Here is a 21,007-nt window from a genome sequence, read left to right on the forward strand (position 1 = left end):
CCCAAGACATCCTTGGCATCGCACTCTAAGACTTACGAACCCATCGAATGGTTACCCTGAAACCAATGTGATCTGGATCTCATTGTGGATATTACGTGAAGGACCGCAGGCGCAGGCTGTTCGTCACGACGAAGACCGATGAGAAGGCCATCGCCGCTCCGGCAATCATAGGGTTGAGCAGCCCAAATGCCGCAAGGGGTAGAGCGGCCACGTTGTAGCCGAAAGCCCAGAAAAGGTTGCCCCTGATGGTGGTGAGGGTGCGCCGGGAGAGACGGATGGCGTCAGCTGTCACCTTGAGATCTCCACGAACGAGGGTGAGGTCGCTCGCCTCGATCGCCGCGTCGGTGCCGGTGCCCATCGCCAGACCCAGGTCGGCGGTGGCCAGCGCGGCCGCGTCGTTGACCCCGTCGCCGACCATGGCGACGACCCGCCCCTGAGCCTGCAGATCCCGGATGACGTGCGCCTTCTCCTCGGGCAGCACCTCCGCGCGGACCTCGCTGATCCCGACCTCGCGGGCCACGGACTGAGCCACGGCGCGGTTGTCGCCGGTCAGCAGGATCGGTGTGAGACCGAGATCCCGGAGCGCGGCGACGGCCTCCGCGCTGGACTCCTTGACCGCGTCGGCGACTTCGAGGACGGCGCGCGCCTCGCCGTCCCAGCCGACGGCGACGGCCGTACGCCCTTGGGCGGCGGCGTCCGCGACGGCGGTGGCCAGGGTGTCGGGCAGGGGGATTCCGGCCTCGGTGAGCAGCTGGGGGCGCCCGACGAGGACGGTGTGGCCGTCGACGGTGCCCCGGACGCCGAGGCCGGGCACGTTGGTGAAGCCCTCGGGGGCGGGGAGGGGGGCGCCGGTGCGGTCGGTGGCCGCGGTGGCGACGGCCCGGGCGATGGGGTGCTCGGAGGCGTTCTCGAGGGCTCCGGCGAGGCGGAGGGCGTCGGACTCGGTGTTTCCGGCGGCCGTGTGGACGGCCTGGAGGGTCATGCGGCCGGTGGTGACGGTGCCGGTCTTGTCCAGGACGACCGTGTCGACGCGGCGGGTGGACTCCAGGACCTCGGGGCCCTTGATGAGGATGCCGAGCTGGGCACCGCGCCCGGTGCCGACCATGAGCGCGGTCGGCGTCGCCAGGCCCAGGGCGCAGGGGCAGGCGATGATCAGGACGGCCACCGCCGACGTGAACGCCGCCGTCACGTCGTCCGTGGCCAGCAGCCACGCGACCAGGGTGGACAGGGCGATGAGCAGGACGACCGGGACGAACACCGCCGAGATCCGGTCGGCCAGCCGCTGCACCTCGGCCTTGCCGTTCTGCGCGTCCTCGACGAGCTTCGCCATCCGGGCCAGCCGGGTGTCCGCGCCGACCCGGGTCGCCTCGAGGACGAGCCGGCCGGAGGCGTTCACGGTGGCCCCGGCGACCTGGTCCCCGACGCCCACATCCACGGGGACGGACTCGCCGGTGAGCATGGACGCGTCCACGGCCGAGCCGCCTTCGACGACCGTGCCGTCCGTCGCGATCTTCTCGCCGGGCCGGACGACGAAGCGGTCGCCCACGGCGAGCCGGCCGACGGGCACGCGCACCTCGGTCCCGCCGCGCAGGACGGCCACGTCCTTGGCGCCCAGGTGCATCAGCGCCCGCAGCGCGGCCCCGGCCCTCCGCTTGGACTTCGCTTCCAGGTAGCGGCCCAGCAGGATGAAGGTGGTGACGCCCGCCGCGACCTCCAGGTAGACGGTCGTCGAGCCGTCGGCGCGGGAGGCCGTCAGGCCGAAGCCGTGCCGCATGCCGGGCATCCCGGCGTCACCGAGGAACAGCGCCCACAGCGACCACCCGAAGGCGGCGAGGGTGCCCACCGAGACGAGCGTGTCCATGGTGGCCGCGCCGTGCCGCAGATTGGTCCAGGCGGCCCGGTGGAAGGGCAGGGCGCCCCAGACGACGACGGGCGCGGCGAGGGTGAGCGAGAGCCACTGCCAGTTGTCGAACTGCAGCGCGGGGATCATCGCCAGGGCGACGACGGGGGCGGCCAGCACGGCGCAGACGACGAGCCGCTGCCGGAGGGAGGCCAGGGCGGGGTCGGGGGTGTCCTCGGGGGCGGGGCCGGTGTGTAGCGGCCCCTCCGGTTCCGGTTCCGCTTCCTGTGCCGGCTCTTGTGCCGGTTCTTGTGCCGGTCCGGGTTCGGAGACCCGCGCATCCGGCCGTTCCGGGCGGGCGGCCTCGGCCGGAGGGGGTGTGGCGGTCTGCGGCGCGGGCGGGGTGGTCTGCGGCTCGGCCCGGGGCAGCGGCTTCGCCGTATAGCCGGTCTTCTCGACGGTGGCGACGAGGTCCCGCACGGAGACGCCTGCGCCGTCGTAGCGGACGCGGGCCTTCTCGGTGGCGTAGTTGACGGTGGCGGTGACGCCGTCCATCCGGTTGAGCTTCTTCTCGACGCGGGCCGCGCAGGACGCGCAGGTCATGCCGCCGATCATGAACTCGGCCTGGGACAGCTCCGCCGCCGGGGTCCCGGCCTCCGTCGCGCTGTGCGTATCCGATGCGCTGTGCATGTCCGAACTCCTGGAACGCCGACCGGGCCGTACCCCACCAGTATCTGCTGGTCGGTCCGGCCCGGCGGTGACGGGTGGTGCGAGTGATGCGGATGGTGCGGGGGTCCGGGGGCTCCCGGGACGGTCAGGCGCGGCCGGTGAGCTCGTACCCCGCCTCGTCGACGGCGGCGCGTACGGCCTCGTCGTCCAGCGGGCCCTGCGAGACGACCGTCACCTGCCCGGTGGACGCCACGGCCTTCACCGAGGTGACACCCTCGATGGCGGAGACCTCGTCGGAGACGGCGCCCTCGCAGTGTCCGCAGGTCATGCCGGTCACCTGGTAGACGGTGGTCACGCCGGCCGGCCCGGCGTCCGTGCCCGCGCTGTCGTGGCAGGAACCGCTGGGCGAGCAGCAGGAGCCGGTCGCCTGGGGGAGCTGGGTCTCGGCGGTCATGGTGTTCTCCTCTTCGACGGGCACGCGGGGTGGAGGGGCGCACACCGGTGCGCCTCCATGCTCCCCACTTTATACCCCTAGGGGGTATGAGGCGAGTCGGGGCACGCGGCCGTGTCGGCGGGGATCATGGGTTCGAGGTACCGGTGGAGGACCGTCTTCAGCTCCCTGATGTACGCCTCCCGCTCGTCGCCCTCGTGCTCCATGATCACGTCCAGGCCGGACTTGAAGACGTGGAAGATCATCGTGGCGATCCGGGTGACCTCGGCGGGCGGCTTGTCCGGCAGGTATCCGGCGAGGATCGACTCGACGCGCGCGAGCATCGTGACGTGCACGGCGTCGTGCTCCTTGGTGCCCATGCCGGGAATCTCGGAGCCGTGCATCAGGACCGTGAACGCCGGGTTCTCGCAGTTGAACTCGATCAGCGGGTCGAGCGTGGCGTCGAGCATCCCGTCCAGCGGCAGCTTCAGGTGGTCGGCCAGGAAGGCGGCCCCGTAGGTCTCCCGCCAGCGGGTCAGGAGCTGGTCGCCGAGCTCGACCGCGATGGCCTCCTTGTTGGGGAAGAACTGGTACAGCGTCCCGGGCGAGACACCGGCCTCGCGGGCGATGGCGTTGGTGCTCGCGGCGGTGTAGCCCGTCGTGCAGAACACGTCGGCCGCGGCCTTGAGCAGCTGCGCGATACGGGCTTCGCCCCGGGCCTGCCGCCTGCGCGGCCTGGCGGGGGCCCCGGCCCCGCCCGCCTTCCCGGCGCGCGCGGCGTCCCCGGCCGGCGCGGCGCCTCCCTCGGGCTCGGCGCCCTCCGTCGGCTCGGCGCTCCCGGACCTGGCCTGCGACACGGTGAATCCCCAGCTTTCGTGAGCGGTTGACAAACGCGAGAGGTCGCTCGCATTCTTATGAAACGCGAGCGATGACTCGTGTTTGCCAGTGTATGTGGCAACGACTGATCCATGCTGCCCTGCGCGGCCGCCTCGTGCTGCCGCCCCGCGCGCCCGGATCCGGGGAAAAAGGGGACACCGCACCATGCCTGAAGTCAACGGTCCGCAGCGCTTGGGGGGCTGGACGCGTTTCGTCACCGCGCGCCCCCGGCTCACGCTGCTGGCGGCCTTGGTGATCACCGCCCTCGCGGTCCTCGCGGGCAGCGGCGTCGCCGACCGCATGGGCAGCGGCGGCTGGCAGGCCCCGGACGCCGAGTCCACCTACGCCACGAAGGCGCTGGAACGCGAGTTCCCCGCCTCCCAGCCGAACCTCCTGCTCCTCGTCGACACCAAAGGCGCCTCCGTCGACGACCCGGCCGTGGCCGCCGAGGCGGCGCGCCTGGCGAAGCGGCTGGCCGGCGAGGCGGACGTCGTGGGCGTCCGCTCCTACTGGCAGGACAAGACACCCGCGCTGCGCGCCGAGGACGGCAAGGAGGCGCTGATCGCCGCCCGCATCGAGGGCGACGACAAGGCGTCGGGCGAGGTCCTGGACCGGATGGCCCCGGCCTACCGGGGGAACCACGGACCGGTGAGCGTCTCGCTCGGCGGCCCCGTGGCCGTGCAGCACGAGATGCAGACGATCATCCAGGACGACCTGCTGAGGGCCGAGATGATCGCCCTGCCGGTGACGCTGGTGCTGCTCGTCATGGTCTTCGGCAGCGCCGTCGCCGCCCTGCTGCCCCTGGGTGTGGGCATCGTCGCCATCCTGGGGACCAACGCGGTGCTGCGCGGCATCACCGAGTTCACCGACGTCTCCGTCTTCGCCCAGAACCTCACCACGGCACTCGGGCTCGGACTCGCCATCGATTACGCCCTGTTCATCGTCCGCCGCTTCCGCGAGGAGCTGGCGACCGGCGCCCCGACCCGGACGGCCATCGGGACCACGCTGCGCACGGCCGGCAGGACCGTGCTGTTCTCGGCCCTGACGGTCGCGGTCTCGCTCGCGGCGATGCTGGTCTTCCCGCAGTACTTCCTGCGCTCCTTCGCGTACGCGGGCATCGCCGTGGTGCTCCTGGCCGCCTCGGCCGCCCTGATCCTCCTGCCGGCCGCGCTGATGCTCCTCGGCCCCCGGGTCAACTCCCTGGACCTCCGGAAGCTGCTGCGGCGCGGCCGCGCGAAGCCGCAGGCTGAGGCCGGGGCGGGCTGGGCCCGGTTCACCGCGCTGGTGATGCGCAGGGCGCCGGTCTTCGCGGTGGTCACGAGCGTGGGGCTCGTCCTCCTCGGGGTGCCGTTCCTGGGCGTCAAGTTCGGTACGGCGGACGACCGGCAGCTGCCCGCGTCCGCCGAGTCCCACGTGGTGCAGCAGCACCTGCGGGACGGGTTCCCCGGCAGCCCCGGCGGGAGCCTCGACGTCCTTGCGGAGGGCGAGGCGACGCCCGCCCAGTACGCCGAGTACCGCGACCGGCTCGCCGGGCTCCCCGGGGTGCTCCGGGTCGACGGCCCGCTCACCGAGGGGAGGGCCGCCTACTTCAGCGTGCTGGGGAAGGGCGAGCCGGTGGGGGAGGAGACCCAGCGCCTGGTGAAGGACCTCCGGGCCGAATCCGCGCCGTTCAAGACCTCCGTGACGGGCACGGCCGCGGTCCTGGTCGACTCCAAGGCCGCCATCGGCGACCGGCTGCCGTGGGCGGTGGGCATCATCGCCGTGGTGACGCTGCTGCTGGTCTTCCTGCTGACCGGAAGCGTGCTCATACCCCTCCAGGCAGTGGTGCTCAACGCCCTGAGCCTCACCGCGATGTTCGGTGCGGTCGTGTGGGTCTTCCAGGACGGCCACCTGTCCGGACTGCTCTCGTTCACCAGCACCGGTGACATAGAGACGACGCTCCCGGTCCTCATGTTCTGCGTCGCCTTCGGACTCTCCATGGACTACGGGGTGTTCCTGCTCTCCCGGATCAAGGAGGAGTACGACCGCACCGGTGGCCACGAGCAGGCGGTGGCGTTCGGGCTGCGGCGTACGGGCGGGCTGATCACCGCGGCGGCCGTGATCCTGGCGGTCGTGATGGTCGCCATCGGTACCTCGCGGGTGACAAACACCAAGATGCTCGGCCTGGGCATCGCGCTCGCCGTACTGATGGACGCGATGGTGGTCCGCAGCCTCCTCGTCCCGACGGTGATGAAGCTGATGGGCCGGGCGAGCTGGTGGGCGCCGGCGCCACTGCGCAGGTTCCACCAGCGGTTCGGGCTGAGTGAGGGGGAGGAGGCGCGGCCGGAGTCCGAGGAGGCGCGGCCGGAGGCGGGGGCGATAGTGGGCCCGGCGTCCGAGGAGGAGAGGGTCCCGAGCGGGACGTGAGGCCCGGGGGCGGGGCGGAGGGAGGGGAGGCCCCGCGGGACCGCCCGCCCCTCTGCCGCCCCCTCAGCCCCGCCGCCCCCGGTTCCCCGGCCGGGCCGCCACCCAGGCCCGGACGGTGTCCGCGTACCAGAAGGGCTTGCCGCTCTCCACGTGGTCGGGGCCCGGGAGGAGGCCGTGCTTGCGATAGGAGCGGACCGTGTCCGGCTGAACCCGGATGTGCGCGGCGATGTCCTTGTAGGACCAGAGCCTCGTGTCCGTCATGGTGCCACCTCTCTGCACCGCGGCGGCGGCCGGGAAGCCGTCGGGGGAGTCGCGCCGCGGTCGCTGACGATCACTCAGCCTCGGCGGGGTGATCGCCGGCGGTCGGTACCGGTCGGGGCCTGTAGAGCGCCTGTGACGGAAAACCCGCGTAACGGAGATATGCGTGACAAGGGGGTGATCTTCGCGGGGCGTCCGGCGGATCCGCCGCGCCCGCCCGCGCCTATCCGACGGTCAACGGTGCACGCCGGTCACGCGGTTGGGGCAACCGGCGCGTCACCGCGCCAGAGCGCGGCCCAGGTGTCGGCGTCGACCACGCCACTGGCCGGGAGCGGCGGGTGGTCGGCCTGGAAGCGCTGGACGGCGTCCAGGGTGCGCAGGCCGAACGAACCGTCGACCGCGGTCCACGGCAGGTACTGCCGGTTGGCGAGCATGCACTGCACCTGGAAGGCCCGGTCGCCCCGGTCGCCGAAGACGGTGAGCCCGTCCCCGTCGTAGAAGGCGCACACGGGGCTGGAGCCGGCCGGCGGCACGTTCTCGGCGTCGGCGGAGGCGCCCGGGGCCGCGGCGAGGGAGGCCGCCAGCGCGAGGCCGGCCAGCGCCCCGGCGACGAGGCTGCGGCGCGGGATGAGAGAGGTTCGGGGCATGGGGCTCGCTCCTAGCGGTGAGGTCGGGGGGCGGGCCCGTGGGGCCCGGTCTCACCGAGGACAACAGCTCGCACCGGCGTCACGTCACTGCCGGATCCCGGCCAAGCCGCCCGAACCGGGCGGAAGACCGGGGGGCGGGCCCCCGGGCCCCCGTGCCCACGGGCGTCCAGGACCCCCGAGCCCACGGGTCCCCAGGGGCCCCGAGCCCACGAGCGGCCCCCCTCAGCGCTCCGCCCCGAGCACTCCGCAGGACCGGAGGTAGTCCCGGGTGCGGCGGGCGATCGGGAAGGGGCGGTCGGGCGGGCAGGGGTACATGTCCTGCTCGACGATGGCGAAGAGGTCCACGTCCAGCCGGCGGGCGGCGGCGAGGACGGGCTCCAGGGCCGGGACCCCGCCCGGCGGTTCGCACATGACGCCGCGCGCCACGGCGGGCCCGAACGGCACCTCGTCCGCCACCACGCCGGCGAGGATCTCCGGGTCCACCTGCTTCAGGTGGAGGTAGCCGATCCGCTCGCCGTAGGTCTCGATCAGCTTGACGCTGTCACCGCCGCAGTACGCGTAGTGGCCGGTGTCCAGGCAGAGCGAGACCAGGTCCGGGTCGGTGGCGTCGAGGAAGCGGCCGACGTTCTCCTCGGTGTCGATATGGGTGTCGGCATGCGGGTGGACGACGACGCGCAGCCCGTACCGGTCCCGGACCTCGCGCGCCAGCCGCTCGGTCTGCGCGGTGAGATGGCGCCACTGCTCGGGGGTGAGCGTGCGGTCCTCCAGCACCTCGCCGGTCTTGTCGTCGCGCCAGAAGGCGGGGATGACGACGAGATGCGCCGCGCCCATCGCCCGGGTGAGGGCCGCGATGCCGGCGACATGCTCCCAGGTCCGGTCCCAGACGCCCGGACCGTGGTGCAATCCCGTGAAAACGGTGCCCGCCGAGACGGAGAGCCCGCGGCTCGCCGTCTCGTCCGCGAGGCGGGCCGGATCGGTCGGGAGGTAGCCGTACGGGCCCAGTTCGATCCACTCGTAGCCCGCGGCGGAGACCTCGTCGAGGAAGCGCTGCCAGGGCACTTGCCGCGGATCGTCGGGGAACCACACCCCCCACGAGTTGGGCGCCGAGCCGATGCGGATGCGGGCGGGGGATGAGGTCATGCGTCAAGCCTCACCACGCGCGGAGACGAGTGTCAAGGATAGGTCCCTATGTCCGTACAAATGATTGACGGTGATCGCAGAGGAGAGTGTGAAGGGAAGGAGCGGAACCGGAGGCGGTCCGCCGCCTCCGGCCGTAGCCCGAAGGGTGCCCAGCAGAAGGGACGCTGCATGCCTGAGCAGCCGTACGACGTGATCACCATGGGGCGGATCGGGGTGGACCTCTATCCGCTGCGGACGGGTGTGCCGCTGGCCCGGGTCGACACCTTCGGGAAGTTCCTCGGCGGCTCCCCCTCCAACGTCGCCGTCGCCGCGGCCCGCCTCGGCCGGCGCACCGCCGTGGTGACCCGCACCGGCGCGGACCCCTTCGGCGACTACCTGCGCGAGCAGCTGCGGGAGTTCGGCGTGGACGACCGCTGGGTGACGCCCGTGGCCGCCTATCCGACCCCGGTCACCTTCTGCGAGGTCTTCCCGCCCGACGACTTCCCTCTCTACTTCTACCGGCAGCCCAAGGCCCCCGACCTGGAGATCCACGCCCGCGAACTGGACCTGGACGCGGTCAGGGCGGCCCGGGTGTTCTGGATGACCGGCACCGGCCTGTGCGCCGAGCCGAGCCGTACGGCGACCCTCGCCGCCCTGCGCGCCCGCGACCGCACCGGCATCACCGTCTTCGACCTCGACTGGCGCCCGATGTTCTGGCCGGCCGACGACGGGAACGGCAGTTCCGGACCGAGCCCGTCCGCCCGCTACCGCGAGGCCCTGGCGTACGCGACCGTCGCCGTCGGCAACCTCGACGAGTGCGAGGTCGCGACCGGCGAGCGCGAACCGTACGCGGCGGCACGCGCCCTCATCGAGGCCGGCGTCGAGCTGGCCGTCGTCAAACAGGGGCCCGCGGGCGTCCTCGCCGTCCACCGGGACGGGACCAGCGCCGACGTGCCGCCGCTCCCCGTGGAGGTGGTCAACGGACTGGGGGCGGGCGACGCGTTCGGCGGCGCGCTCTGCCACGGGCTCCTGGCCGGCTGGGACATCGCGCGCACCATGCGCTACGCCAACGCCGCCGGCGCCATCGTCGCCGCCCGGCTCGCCTGTTCCTCCGCCATGCCCTTCCCCCACGAGGTCGAGGCCGCCCTTACGACCTCGCCGGCGGTCGCCGGCAAGGGCGCGGTCACCGCAACCGGCGAAAGGACCTGAGCATGCGAGACGAACCGACGTACCACCTGCCGGCGGGCAGTACCGCGCACGGCCCCTACGCCCTGGACGTCGGCCCGGAGCAGGCCGGCTGGGAGCGGTCGAGCCTACGAGTGGTGGAGCTGGAGCCGGGAGGAGTTCACACACTTGTCACCGGGGAGAGCGAGTGGATCGTACTGCCGTTGACCGGCAGCTGTACGGTGCACATCTCAGATGAGATCTTTGAACTGCTGGGCCGTAAGAGCGTGTTCAGCGGCGTTTCCGATTTCGCCTATGTACCGCGCGACGCCCACGCACAGATCGCCTCCGGCGCAGGAGGCCGCTTCGCCCTGGCAGGAGCGAAGTGCGAGCGACGACTCCCCGCTCGCTACGGCCCCGCGCCGGAGGTACGCGTGGAACTGCGCGGCGCCGGTACGTGCTCCCGCCAGGTCAACAACTTCGCCGCCGCCGACGCCTTCGACTGCGACCGGCTGATCGCCGTGGAAGTCCTCACCCCCGGCGGCAACTGGTCCTCCTATCCGCCGCACAAACACGACGAGGACCGCCCCGGCGAGGAATCCGTCCTGGAGGAGATCTACTACTTCGAGGTCGAGGACGACGGCATCGGCTACCACCGCGTCTCCCCGTCCCGCCCCGGCGGTACGGACGTGCTCGCCGAGGTCCGCAGCGGCGACACGGTCCTCATCCCCGACGGGTGGCACGGTCCGTCCGTCGCCCAGCCCGGCCGCACCCTGTACTACCTCAACGTCATGGCGGGCCCCGGCGAGAAGCGGGAGTGGCTGATCCGCGACCACCCCGACCACACCTGGATCCGCGACACCTGGCCGTCCCAGCCGGTCGACCCCCGGCTGCCGCTCCACGGACCGCAGGACCCCGGGCCGCTCCACGGGCCGGAGAACCTCGGGCCGCTCCACGGACCGCAGGACCCCGGGCCGCTCCACGGGCCGGAGAACCTCGGGCCGCTCCACGGACCGCAGGACCCCGGGCCGCTCCACGGGCCGGAGAACCTCGGGCCGCTCCACGGACCGCAGGACCCCGGGCCGCTCCACGGGCCGGAGAACCCCGGGCCGCTCCACGGACCGGAGAACCCCGGGCCGCTCCACGGACCGGAGAACCCCGGGCCGCTCCACGGACCGGAGAACCCCGGGCCGCTCCACGGACCGGAGGACCCGGCATGACCGCGACGCCCGGCACGACCGGTGAGGCCGTCCGCCGCCTCACCACCGCCCAGGCCCTCGTCGCCTTCCTCGCCCGCCAGTACACCGAACGCGACGGCGAGCGCCACCGGCTGATCGCCGCGACCTGGGGCATCTTCGGCCACGGCAACGTCGCGGGCATCGGCCAGGCGCTCCTGGAGACCGGCCCCGCCATGCCCTACCTCCAGGGCCGCAACGAACAGGCCATGGTCCACGCGGCCACCGGCTACGCCCGCCAGTCGGGCAGGCTCTCCGCCCACGCCGTCACCACCTCCATCGGCCCCGGCGCCACCAACCTCGTCACCGGCGCCGCCCTCGCCACCGTCAACCACCTCCCCGTCCTGCTGCTGCCCGGCGACACCTTCGCGACCCGCCCCGCCGACCCCGTGCTCCAGCAGCTGGAGGTGCCGTACGCGGGCGACGTCTCCGTCAACGACTGCCTGCGCCCCGTCTCCCGCTTCTTCGACCGGATCACCCGCCCCGAGGCGCTGGTCCCGGCCGCGCTGCACGCCATGCGGGTCCTCGCCGACCCGGCGGAGACCGGCGCCGTCACGCTCGCGCTGCCCCAGGACGTGCAGGCGGAGGCGTACGACTGGCCGGCGGAGTTCTTCGCGGAGCGTGTCTGGCACGTACGCCGCCCCGCCCCCGACCCGCACGAACTCGACCGGGCGGTACGAGCGGTACGTGCCGCGCGCCGTCCGCTGGTCGTCGCGGGCGGCGGGGTCCACCACAGCGCCGCCGAGAACGCTCTCGCAGCGTTCGCCGCAGCCACCGGCATCCCCGTCGCCTCCACCCAGGCGGGCAAGGGCTCGCTGCGCCACGACCACCCCGCCGACATCGGCGGCATCGGCCACACCGGCACCGCGACCGCCGACGACCTCGCCCGCACCGCCGACCTCGTCATCGGAATCGGCACCCGCTACACCGACTTCACCACCGCGTCCGCGACGCTCTTCGAGAACCCGGACGTCCGCTTCCTCAACATCAACATCACCGGCTTCGACGCCCACAAGCTCGCCGCGCTCCCGCTCGTCGCCGACGCCCGCACCGCCCTCGAAGCCCTCACCGGCGCCCTGTCCGGCCACCGCGCGGACCCCGCGTACGAGGCCGGGTACACGGAGGCCAAGGCCCGTTGGGAGCGGCGCGTCGATGCCGCGTACGCCACCCCCGACCCGCACGCCCGCCCCACCCAGACACAGGTCCTCGGCCTCCTGGACGAGCTGGTCACCGACGAGGACATCCTCATCAACGCGGCCGGTTCGCTCCCCGGCGACCTGCACAAACTCTGGCGGACCCGCTCCCCGCGCCAGTACCACGTGGAGTACGGCTACTCCTGCATGGGCTACGAGATCCCGGCCGCGATCGGCGTGAGCAGGGCGGCCCCGGACCGTCCCGTGTGGGCGCTCGTCGGCGACGGCACGTACCTCATGAACCCCACCGAGATCGTCACCGCCGTCCAGGAGAACGTCCCCGTCAAGCTCGTCGTCCTCCAGAACCACGGCTACGCGTCCATCGGCGGCCTCTCCGAGGCCACCGGCGGCGAACGCTTCGGCACGGACTACCGTCACCGGGCGGCGCACGGAGACTTCACCGGCCCGCCGCTCCCCGTGGACCTCGCCGCCAACGCCGCCTCGCTCGGCATGCGGGTGCTGCGCGCCGGGACCGTGGGGGAGCTGCGCGACGCCCTCGCCGAGGCCCGGGCGGCGGACCGGCCCGTCTGCGTGCACGTGGAGACCGAAACACCCGGCGCCGGACAGGGGCCTCCGGAGGCACAGGCGTGGTGGGATGTTCCCGTGGCCGAGACGGCCACCCGCCCCGCGGCGGTCGAAGCACGGAAAGAGTACGAACGACACCGCACCGGCCGACGCCGTCACCTCTGAAGGAGTCACAGCATGAAGACCGTGAACCACTGGATCGGTGGCAAGACCGTCGAGGGCACCTCGGGCAACTGGGGCGAGGTCACCGACCCCGCCACCGGAGCGGTCACCACCCGGGTCGCGTTCGCCTCGGTGGAGGAGGCCGGCACCGCGGTGGCCGCCGCGAAGGACGCGTACCGGACGTGGCGCGACTCCTCGCTGTCCGCCCGTACGGCGGTCCTGTTCCGCTACCACGCGCTGCTGGACGCCCACCGGGACGAGATCGCCGCGCTGATCACCGCCGAGCACGGCAAGGTGCGCTCCGACGCGCTGGGCGAGGTGGCGCGCGGCCTGGAGATCGTCGAGCTGGCCTGCGGGATCACCACGCAGCTCAAGGGCGAGCTGTCCACCCAGGTGTCGAACCGGGTCGACGTCTCCTCGATCCGCCAGCCGCTCGGCGTGGTCGCCGGGATCACCCCGTTCAACTTCCCGGCCATGGTGCCGATGTGGATGTTCCCGCTGGCCGTCGCCTGCGGGAACACCTTCGTGCTCAAGCCCAGCGAGAAGGACCCGTCCGCCGCCAACCTCCTGGCCGAACTGGCCGCCGAGGCCGGGCTGCCGGACGGTGTGCTGAACGTGCTGCACGGGGACCGGGTCGCCGTGGACGCCCTGCTGAACCACCCGGACGTGGCCGCCGTGTCGTTCGTCGGCTCGACGCCCATCGCCCGCCACATCCACGCCACCGCCTCGGCGAACGGCAAGCGCGTGCAGGCGCTCGGCGGCGCTAAGAACCACATGCTGGTCCTGCCCGACGCGGACCTGGACGCCGCCGCCGACGCCGCGGTCTCCGCCGCGTACGGCTCCGCCGGTGAGCGCTGCATGGCGATCTCCGCCGTCGTAGCGGTGGGCGCGATCGGCGACGAGCTGGTCGCCCGGATCAAGGAGCGGGCCGAGGGGATCAGGATCGGCCCCGGCACCGACCCGGACTCCGAGATGGGCCCGCTGATCACCGCCGCCCACCGCGACAAGGTCGCCACCTACGTCACCGGCGCCGCCGCCCAGGGCGCCGAAGTCGTCCTCGACGGGACCGGTTTCACCGTCGAGGGCTTCGAGGACGGCCACTGGATCGGCCTCTCGCTCCTCGACCACGTCTCCACCGAATCCGACGCGTACAGGGACGAGATCTTCGGGCCGGTCCTGTGCGTGCTGCGCGTGGACACGTACGAGGAGGGCGTGGCCCTCATGAACGCCTCGCCGTACGGCAACGGCACCGCGATCTTCACCCGCGACGGCGGCGCGGCCCGCCGGTTCCAGCTGGAGATCGAGGCCGGCATGGTCGGCGTCAACGTGCCGATCCCGGTGCCGGTCGGCTACCACTCCTTCGGCGGCTGGAAGGACTCCCTCTTCGGAGACCACCACATCTACGGCAACGACGGCGTGCACTTCTACACCCGAGGCAAGGTCACCACGACCCGCTGGCCCGACCCGGCCGACGCCCCGGCGGGCGTGGACCTGGGCTTCCCCCGGAACCACTGACCGGTGGTACGGGCCGGAGCCCCCGCCCCGGCCCGTACTCAGCCCAGCTCCAGCACCCCGACCGTCTGGCCCCCGCTCGTCTCGCCCGTGGGCCGGAAACCGAGCCCGAGGTAGAAGCCCTCGGGGCCGTCGTCGCCCGGGTGCCAGGTGACGTACATCCGGTCGCCGCCGCGCCGGCGTATCTCCGCGGCCACGGACTCGACCGCGAACCGCCCGCAGCCACGCCCCTGTTCGTCCGCCGCGATGTTCAGGCGCCACAGCCCGGAGCGGAGGTGGTGCTCCTTGGCGTCGTTCTCGAAGTCGATGTCCAGGAAGGCCATCAGGAAGCCGACGAGCCGGTCGCCGTCCAGGACGAGCCGGGGCCAGGCGACTGCCTGATGCACGTACGCCTCCGCGAGGGACGTCGCCACCGGCTCCACCAGATGCTCCTGGTCGGGCCGGACCCTGAGGGCGATCGCGGCATCGACGTTGTCGGCGGTGACCTCGGCCAGCCTGAGCGAAGTAGTCATGTGAAAACGGTAAACGGCGAGGTCAAACGTTTTTCGCCGCACACATGACCGCAGGGCCGCTCCCCCCGGAGCGGCCCTGCGGAGTTCTGTCGGACGCTCAGCGCTTCGAGTTGCCGGCCTCGGCCTCGATCATCCGCTCCATCGGGGCGACCGCGATCCGCCCCGAGACGACGAACGCCAGCACCATCGCGACCACCATGATCACGGTCCCGGCCCACACCATCGTCTCGACCGGCACGGTGTACGCGCCCACGGCCCGCACCGCGCACTCGGCGAGCAGTCCCAGGCCCCACACCGCCGAGAACCGCGTCTCGGCCCGCCGGAACGACGGCGAACCGGCGGACAGCCGCTCCCAGGCAGCCGTCTTGGCGGCCTCGCCCCGCGTCAGCCACGGTCGCAGCCCCGCCGACAGCATCGGCCGCCCCCGCAGCGCCGTCACCAGGAACGTCAGCCCGATGATGCTGCTCACCCCGCTGTCCTTGAGGAGCATCACCCGCGGGTCACCGGCGACAAGGCCCAGCACCAGCGAGACAGCGTTGACCGACACCATCAGCGCGGCGAGCCCGTTGAGCCTGCGGTCGCGGACCGCACCCCACACGGTGCGGACGGCGGGGATCACGCTGCTCCAGGCCAGCGCGGCGAAGGTGGAGAGCCCCGCCGCCTTCAGCCCGTAGTACGCGGCGAGCGGCAGCGCGACGTCCACCAGCAGCGGCTTCAGGCTGTCCACGAGCGCCTTGCGGGGCGCGATCGGGGTGGCGGCCGCCGGGGCGTCGACGACGGGGGCGGAGAGTGTGGCGGCCGGGCTGCTCATGTCGGTTCCTCCCGTTGCGGCGGCGCCTTCGTGGCTCCCGCTCTCGACACGTACAGAGTGCCGATCCGGCCCCCCTCCCCGGCAGAGCCGCGTGTACCGATCTCCACATGACGGATGTCATCGCGTTCGTGTGAGGCCGTACGGCTCCGAGCGCGTGACCGGTGGAAAACCGTTCGCCGTCCCCCGCCGCACGGTGCTGTGATGCTCGTATGACCGCATCCACGTCCGCGTCCACCGTGCCCCGCCACCAGATCCGCGCGCTGCACACCGCCGAGACCGTGACCGTCTACCAGGCGTACAGGCCGTCGCTCGGGCTGCCGGCCGCCCGCGACGGGCGCTTCCCGGCCGCCTGGAAGCGCGACCGCATGACGTGGATCAAGCCGAGCTTCCTGTGGATGATGTACCGCTGCGGCTGGGGGACGAAGGAGGGCCAGGAGACCGTCCTCGCCGTCGAGATCACCCGCGAGGGCTTCGACTGGGCCCTGGCCCACGCCGAACTCTCCCACTACGAACGGGGCGTGCACCCGGACCGCGCCACCTGGCAGCGCGACCTGCGCCGGGCGCCCGCCCGCGTCCAGTGGGACCCCGAGCGCGACCTGCACCTGAACCGGCTCACCCACCGCTCGCTTCAGCTCGGCCTGGCGGGCGAGGCGTCGCGGCGTTACGCGGACGAGTGGACGGTCGCGATCCGCGACGTCACCCCGCTCGCCCGGGAGATCCACGCGCTGGTCAGGGCGGGCGGGACGGAGGCCGCGAGCGCGCTGCTGCCGGACGAACGGGTCTACCCGGCGCCCGCTGCCGTCCCGGGCCCCGCGTCTTCGCCGTCGTAGGCGGCCAGCGCTGCCTGGCGGCACTCCAGCAGGTCGTCGAGGTTCGCGTGGGACACGTGCTCGCGGGCCAGCGCCACCATGGCCCTGGCCTCGACCGAGGCCCACGCGTGCCGCGCCCGCTTGTTGGCACGGCGTCTGGTGTCGCTGCGCAGGAAGCCAGCTCCTGCCGCGAACCCGGCGGAGGCGAGGGCGGCGAGGGAGGCGGCCACCCGCACATCCGCCGAGGCCAGCCCCGCCGCTCCCGCCGTGCCCGCCAGCAGGGCCGCGGGGAGCCCGAGGGCGATGTCCGCCCTGGCCCAGAACTCGGCCGGCGGTGCGCGAGTTTCCGCTGTCGCGTCGCCTCGTCCCTCATCCGGACGATCTCGGCCCGCAGGCGCCGGGCGAAGTCGTCCGGGCCCAGGCGCGTGATCCCGTCAGTGGAATTGACCATAGACGCATTCCAACACGCTTGAGCGAAAAGGTAGTTGGTGAGCACGGACAGCCTTCGCGCGCGTGGGGCGTGAGCTTCCCACAAGGCCGGGGGCCCGGCCGGGGTCAGGCGCCGGCCCACCCCGTCAGCCCCACGATCTCCCGCGCGATGTCCACCACCGTCCGCCCGTCCGTCGCCACCCGCACCGTGTCGGCCGGGGCGTGCGCGTCGAGCATCCGGGCCTTGCGCATGCTGTTGCGCAGCTCGTGCTCCAGCCCGGAACCGGTCTCCCGGCCGGTGAGCCGCTGAGCGGCCGTCGCGTCCGACGCGGTCATCAGGACCCGTACGCACCGGACCCCGGCCCCCATCGCCCGCTCGAACATCGGCGCCGAACCGGCCAGCACGCTCACCGTGTTCGTGTAGACGAGGCGGCGCAGGCCCAGGTCCGCGTAGTTGGCCCAGACCGCCGTCAGATTGCGTTCGGTGATCAGGGAGCGGTGCGGGTCGTCGTCGGGTGCGGGGTGCACGGCGCCCATGAAGTCGCCGTCGACGACCGCGTGCGGGGCGCCGGACTCCCGCAGCAGCGCCGACACCTCCCAGGCCACCGTCGTCTTCCCCACGCCCGCGCGGCCGCCGATCAGCAGTACCTCGGGGTGATCCATGGCGGCAGCGTTCCAGAGCGCGTGCGCGGCGCGCGACGCATTTGCCGGCCCGGCGCATACCGCGTCCGGAGTACGGGGGGCCGGTCCTGTACGCCTCGAGGATGCCCGGGAGTTCCGCCCGGCGGCAGGTGGGGCGGGGCGCGGGGCCGCATAGGCTCGGCGCATGGACTCCCCTGATGCGCGTACGTCCCGGTGGCGGCGCCTGCTGCCCCGCACCCGAGGCCGGTGGGCGGCGGGCGGTGCCGCGCTCCTCGTGCTCGCCGGTGCGGGCACCTGGACGGCGGTGGCCGACGACGGCGCGCCCGCCGTGCACCGCCAGGACCGGATGATGCGCGTCGACGGGGTGAACCTGGACACCTCCTACTTCACGGCAGGCGGCGGCGGACGCCGGCCCGCCGTGCTCATCGGCCACGGCTTCGGCGGCAGCAAGGCGGACACCCGGGCGCAGGCCGAGCAACTGGCCCGCGACGGGTACGCCGTGCTCACCTGGTCCGCCCGCGGCTTCGGCAGGTCGGGCGGCAAGGTCTCGCTGAACGCCCCGGACCGCGAGGTCGAGGACGTGTCCCGGCTGATCGACTGGCTCGCCGCCCGCCCCGAGGTGCGCCTCGACGCCGAGGGCGACCCGCGCGTCGGCGTCACCGGGGCGTCCTACGGCGGGGCCGTCTCGCTCCTCGCCGCCGGCTTCGACCACCGCGTCGACGCCATCGCCCCCGAGATCACCTACTGGAACCTCGCCGACGCGCTCTTCCCGGACGGGGTGTTCAAGAAACTCTGGGCCGGGATCTTCGTCAACACCGGCGGCGGCTGCGGCAACTTCGAGAAGGAACTGTGCGACCTGTACGAACGGGTCGCCGTCAACGGCAAGCCGGACGCCGCCGCGCGCGCCCTGCTCACCGAGCGCTCACCGAGCGCCGTCGCCGACCGCATCAAGGTCCCCGCGCTCATCGTGCAGGGCCAGACCGACTCCCTCTTCCCGCTCGGCCAGGCCGACGCCATGGCCAAGGCCATCACCGCCAACGGCGCCCCCGTCTCCGTCGACTGGACGGCCGGCGGGCACGACGGGGGTGACCGGGAGACCGGCCGGGTACAGAAGAGGATCGGTTCCTGGTTCGACCGCTACCTGAAGGGGGAAGAGGGTGCCGACACCGGCCCCGCCTTCCGCGTCACCCGGACCGGCGGCATCGACTCCACCGACGGCGCCGCCCTCACCCGCGGCGCGAGCGCCGGCACCTACCCCGGACTGCGCAGCGGCGGGCAGCCCGTCGAGCTGAGCGGCGACCCGCAGAAGATCAGCAACCCCGCGGGGGCCAGTCCGCCGTCCATCTCCGCCGTCCCCGGAGTCGGCGGCTCCATCTCCCAGCTCTCCACCCTCGGCGTCGGCCTCACCCTCGACTTCCCGGGCCAGTACGCCCGCTTCGACTCCGCCCCGCTCACCACGGCACGCCGCATCACCGGCGCCCCGACCGTCCGGGTGACCGTCGAGGCCGATCACGGCGACGCGGTCCTGTTCGGCAAGGTGTACGACGTCTCGCCGGACGGGAAGCGGCAGGTGCTGCCCGCCCAGCTCGTCGCGCCCTACCGGATCACGCCCGCGCAGCAGGGCAGGCCGGTCGAGCTGACGCTGCCCGCCGTCGACCACGAACTCGACGCGGGCCACCGCCTCCGCCTCGTCCTCGCCGCGACCGACCTCGGCTACGCGTCCCCCGCCGAGCCCGCCACGTACACCGTCTCCCTCGAAGGGCCGCTCACGCTCCCCACCGCGCCCGGCCTCGAAACCGCTTCGGCCGCGCTGCCCTGGTGGACCTGGGGGCTGCCGGCCGTCGCGCTGGTGATCGCCGCCGCCCTGCTGCTCACCGCCCGCCGCCGTACCGCGACGCCCGCCCCCGACCCCGCGCTCCGTGACGTACCGCTCCGGATCACCGGCCTGTCGAAGAAGTACGCCAAGTCCTCGGACCGGTACGCGGTCCGCGACCTCTCCTTCCGCGTCGAGAAGGGGCAGGTGCTCGGCCTCCTGGGCCCGAACGGCGCCGGCAAGACCACCACCCTGCGCATGCTCATGGGGCTCATCACCCCCGACGACGGCGAGATCCGCGTCTTCGGGCGCGCCATCCGCCCCGGCGCGCCCGTCCTCTCCCGGGTCGGCTGCTTCGTCGAGGGCGCCGGCTTCCTCCCGCACCTGTCCGGCCGCGCCAACCTGGAGCTGTACTGGAAGGCCACCGGACGCCCCGACGAGGACGCCCGCATCGACGAGGCGCTGGAGATCGCCGGCCTCGGCGACGCCCTGGCCCGCGCCGTGCGCACGTACTCCCAGGGCATGCGGCAGCGGCTCGCCATCGCCCAGGCCATGCTCGGCATGCCGGACCTCCTCATCCTCGACGAGCCGACCAACGGCCTCGACCCGCCGCAGATCCGCGAGATGCGGGACGTGATGATCCGGTACGCGGCCGGCGGCCGCACCGTGATCGTCTCCAGCCACCTCCTGTCCGAGGTCGAGCAGTCCTGCACGCACCTGGTCGTCATGGACCGCGGCCGGCTCGTCCAGGCGGGCCCCGTCGCCGAGATCACCGGCTCCGGCGACATGCTCCTGGTCACCACCGCCGACCCGCTCGCCGACCCCCTCGTGGAGAAGATCGCCGCCCTGCCGGGCATCGGTTCCGCCGTCCGCACCGACGACGGGCACGGGCTGCTCGTCCGGCTCGACGGGGCGACCTCGCCGCAGCTGATCGCCGAGCTGGTCCGCCTCGACGTGCCGCTGACGGGCGTCGGCCCGCACCGCCGCCTGGAGGACGCCTTCCTCACCCTGATCTCCGGAGGCTCCGCATGAGTACCGCAGCCGACCTCGCCGCGGCCCCCGAGGCACCCGGCTACCGTGCCCGCCACACGCTGCCGCTGCATGTCGAGGCGGTACGACAGCTGCGCCGGCGCCGCACCCTGCTCATGGGCGGGGTGCTGGCCGCGCTGCCGTTCATCCTGATCACCGCGTTCGCCATCGGCGGCACCCCGGACGGCGGGCCCGGCGGCGACGGCCGGATCACGCTCATGGACACGGCGACCGCGTCCGCCGCGAACTTCGCCGCGACCTGCCTGTTCGTCTCGGCGGGCTTCCTGCTCGTCGTCCCGGTCGCGCTGTTCTGCGGCGACACCGTGGCCTCCGAGGCGAGCTGGTCCTCACTGCGCTACCTGCTGGCCGCGCCCGTGCCCCGGGCCAGGCTGCTGTGGAGCAAGCTCGTCGTCGCGCTGGGCTTCAGCCTCGCCGCGATGGTGCTGCTGCCGCTCGTCGCGCTCGCGGCCGGCGCGGCGGCGTACGGCTGGGGGCCGCTGGAACTGCCGACCGGAGGGGCGCTGGGCGCCGGGGACGCGGTGCCGCGCCTCGCGCTCGTCGTGGCGTTCGTCTTCGTGTCCCAGCTGGTGACCGCCGGGCTGGCGTTCTGGCTGTCCACGAAGACCGACGCCCCGCTCGGCGCGGTCGGCGGGGCGGTGGGGCTGACCATCGTCGGCAACGTGCTCGACGCCGTGACCGCCCTCGGCTCCTGGCGCGACTTCCTTCCGGCGCACTGGCAGTTCGCCTGGGCCGACGCGCTCCAGCCCTCCATCGAGTGGGGCGGCATGGCGAAGGGCTCGGCCGTATCGGTGACGTATGCCCTGATCCTGTTCGCTTTCGCCTTCCGCGGGTTCAGCCGTAAGGACATCGTGTCCTGACCTTGACATTCCGCCGCCGTACCGCCCGTTGTTGCCGCATCGAGATCG

General features: G+C 73.0%; 17 protein-coding genes and 1 pseudogene. 8 read left to right on the forward strand and 10 right to left on the reverse strand.

The window, feature by feature from the left end; genetic code table 11:
- Positions 1 to 91: 91 nt before the first annotated feature.
- The 3 genes from BLW14_RS21070 to BLW14_RS21080 all read right to left on the reverse strand — a co-directional run bounded on the left by BLW14_RS21070 (position 92) and on the right by BLW14_RS21080 (position 3,796).
- A complete protein-coding gene (locus BLW14_RS21070; protein WP_093708769.1) occupies positions 92 to 2,530 on the reverse strand; it encodes a heavy metal translocating P-type ATPase in 2,439 nt (812 codons plus the stop codon).
- 124 nt (positions 2,531 to 2,654) lie between these two features.
- Positions 2,655 to 2,963 carry a heavy-metal-associated domain-containing protein gene (locus BLW14_RS21075; protein ID WP_177154045.1) on the reverse strand — a complete coding sequence of 103 codons (309 nt, stop codon included), beginning with the start codon at positions 2,961 to 2,963 and terminating at the stop codon, positions 2,655 to 2,657.
- Positions 2,964 to 3,040: 77 nt separating this feature from the next.
- Positions 3,041 to 3,796, reverse strand: a complete 756-nt coding sequence (locus tag BLW14_RS21080; RefSeq protein WP_093708771.1) for a TetR/AcrR family transcriptional regulator — start codon at positions 3,794 to 3,796, stop codon at positions 3,041 to 3,043.
- 184 nt (positions 3,797 to 3,980) lie between these two features.
- On the opposite strand from BLW14_RS21080, the gene BLW14_RS21085 reads away from it, so the two are divergent.
- Positions 3,981 to 6,221, forward strand: coding sequence for an MMPL family transporter (locus BLW14_RS21085; protein ID WP_093708772.1), 2,241 nt, complete (start codon positions 3,981 to 3,983; stop codon positions 6,219 to 6,221).
- Between the two features lie 63 nt (positions 6,222 to 6,284).
- On the opposite strand, the gene BLW14_RS21090 is transcribed toward BLW14_RS21085, so the two are convergent.
- The 3 genes from BLW14_RS21090 to BLW14_RS21100 form a co-directional block, all read right to left on the reverse strand.
- Entirely contained in the window at positions 6,285 to 6,482 is a 198-nt protein-coding gene (locus BLW14_RS21090) for a MarR family transcriptional regulator (RefSeq protein WP_093708773.1), read from the reverse strand.
- Between the two features lie 248 nt (positions 6,483 to 6,730).
- Entirely contained in the window at positions 6,731 to 7,126 is a 396-nt protein-coding gene (locus BLW14_RS21095; RefSeq protein ID WP_093708774.1) for a peptidoglycan-binding domain-containing protein, read from the reverse strand.
- A 222-nt stretch (positions 7,127 to 7,348) separates the two neighbouring features.
- Entirely contained in the window at positions 7,349 to 8,266 is a 918-nt protein-coding gene (locus BLW14_RS21100) for a sugar phosphate isomerase/epimerase family protein (RefSeq protein WP_093708775.1), read from the reverse strand.
- 168 nt (positions 8,267 to 8,434) lie between these two features.
- On the opposite strand from BLW14_RS21100, the gene iolC reads away from it, so the two are divergent.
- From iolC to BLW14_RS21125, 4 genes and pseudogenes are all read left to right on the forward strand, one after another.
- Positions 8,435 to 9,454 (forward strand): 5-dehydro-2-deoxygluconokinase, encoded by a 1,020-nt coding sequence (gene iolC, locus BLW14_RS21105; RefSeq protein ID WP_093708776.1) that lies wholly within the window; start codon positions 8,435 to 8,437, stop codon positions 9,452 to 9,454.
- A 2-nt stretch (positions 9,455 to 9,456) separates the two neighbouring features.
- Positions 9,457 to 10,332: pseudogene (gene iolB / locus BLW14_RS21110) on the forward strand (5-deoxy-glucuronate isomerase); the annotation flags it as partial.
- 293 nt (positions 10,333 to 10,625) lie between these two features.
- Positions 10,626 to 12,527: a 3D-(3,5/4)-trihydroxycyclohexane-1,2-dione acylhydrolase (decyclizing) gene (gene iolD, locus BLW14_RS21120; protein ID WP_093708777.1), complete on the forward strand. Its 1,902-nt coding sequence runs from the start codon at positions 10,626 to 10,628 to the stop codon at positions 12,525 to 12,527.
- Between the two features lie 12 nt (positions 12,528 to 12,539).
- The gene (locus tag BLW14_RS21125) at positions 12,540 to 14,039 is read left to right on the forward strand and encodes a CoA-acylating methylmalonate-semialdehyde dehydrogenase (protein WP_093708778.1); all 1,500 of its coding nucleotides are present in this window, start codon (positions 12,540 to 12,542) and stop codon (positions 14,037 to 14,039) included.
- Between the two features lie 38 nt (positions 14,040 to 14,077).
- Here BLW14_RS21125 and BLW14_RS21130 read toward each other — a convergent pair whose 3' ends face one another.
- Positions 14,078 to 14,548 carry a GNAT family N-acetyltransferase gene (locus tag BLW14_RS21130; protein WP_093708779.1) on the reverse strand — a complete coding sequence of 157 codons (471 nt, stop codon included), beginning with the start codon at positions 14,546 to 14,548 and terminating at the stop codon, positions 14,078 to 14,080.
- Between the two features lie 97 nt (positions 14,549 to 14,645).
- Entirely contained in the window at positions 14,646 to 15,359 is a 714-nt protein-coding gene (locus BLW14_RS21135) for a VC0807 family protein (RefSeq protein ID WP_093708780.1), read from the reverse strand.
- Positions 15,360 to 15,568: 209 nt separating this feature from the next.
- On the opposite strand from BLW14_RS21135, the gene BLW14_RS21140 reads away from it, so the two are divergent.
- Positions 15,569 to 16,189 (forward strand): DUF4291 domain-containing protein, encoded by a 621-nt coding sequence (locus tag BLW14_RS21140; protein WP_093708781.1) that lies wholly within the window; start codon positions 15,569 to 15,571, stop codon positions 16,187 to 16,189.
- On the opposite strand, the gene BLW14_RS35235 is transcribed toward BLW14_RS21140, so the two are convergent.
- Complete coding sequence (locus tag BLW14_RS35235; RefSeq protein WP_256332854.1) at positions 16,141 to 16,398, reverse strand: hypothetical protein; 258 nt, start codon at positions 16,396 to 16,398, stop codon at positions 16,141 to 16,143. The genes BLW14_RS21140 and BLW14_RS35235 overlap by 49 nt on opposite strands.
- A gap of 325 nt (positions 16,399 to 16,723) precedes the next feature.
- A complete protein-coding gene (locus BLW14_RS21150) occupies positions 16,724 to 17,260 on the reverse strand; it encodes an ATP-binding protein (protein ID WP_093708782.1) in 537 nt (178 codons plus the stop codon).
- Positions 17,261 to 17,423: 163 nt separating this feature from the next.
- Here BLW14_RS21150 and BLW14_RS21155 point away from each other — a divergent pair, with 163 nt between their 5' ends.
- Entirely contained in the window at positions 17,424 to 20,084 is a 2,661-nt protein-coding gene (locus BLW14_RS21155; protein WP_177154046.1) for an alpha/beta fold hydrolase, read from the forward strand.
- Complete coding sequence (locus tag BLW14_RS21160; RefSeq protein ID WP_093708783.1) at positions 20,081 to 20,959, forward strand: ABC transporter permease; 879 nt, start codon at positions 20,081 to 20,083, stop codon at positions 20,957 to 20,959. Before BLW14_RS21155 ends, BLW14_RS21160 begins: the two co-directional genes overlap by 4 nt.
- Positions 20,960 to 21,007: the final 48 nt, after the last annotated feature.

The organism is Streptomyces sp. 2131.1 (assembly GCF_900105515.1).
Classification (GTDB): Bacteria; Actinomycetota; Actinomycetes; order Streptomycetales; family Streptomycetaceae; genus Streptomyces; species Streptomyces drozdowiczii.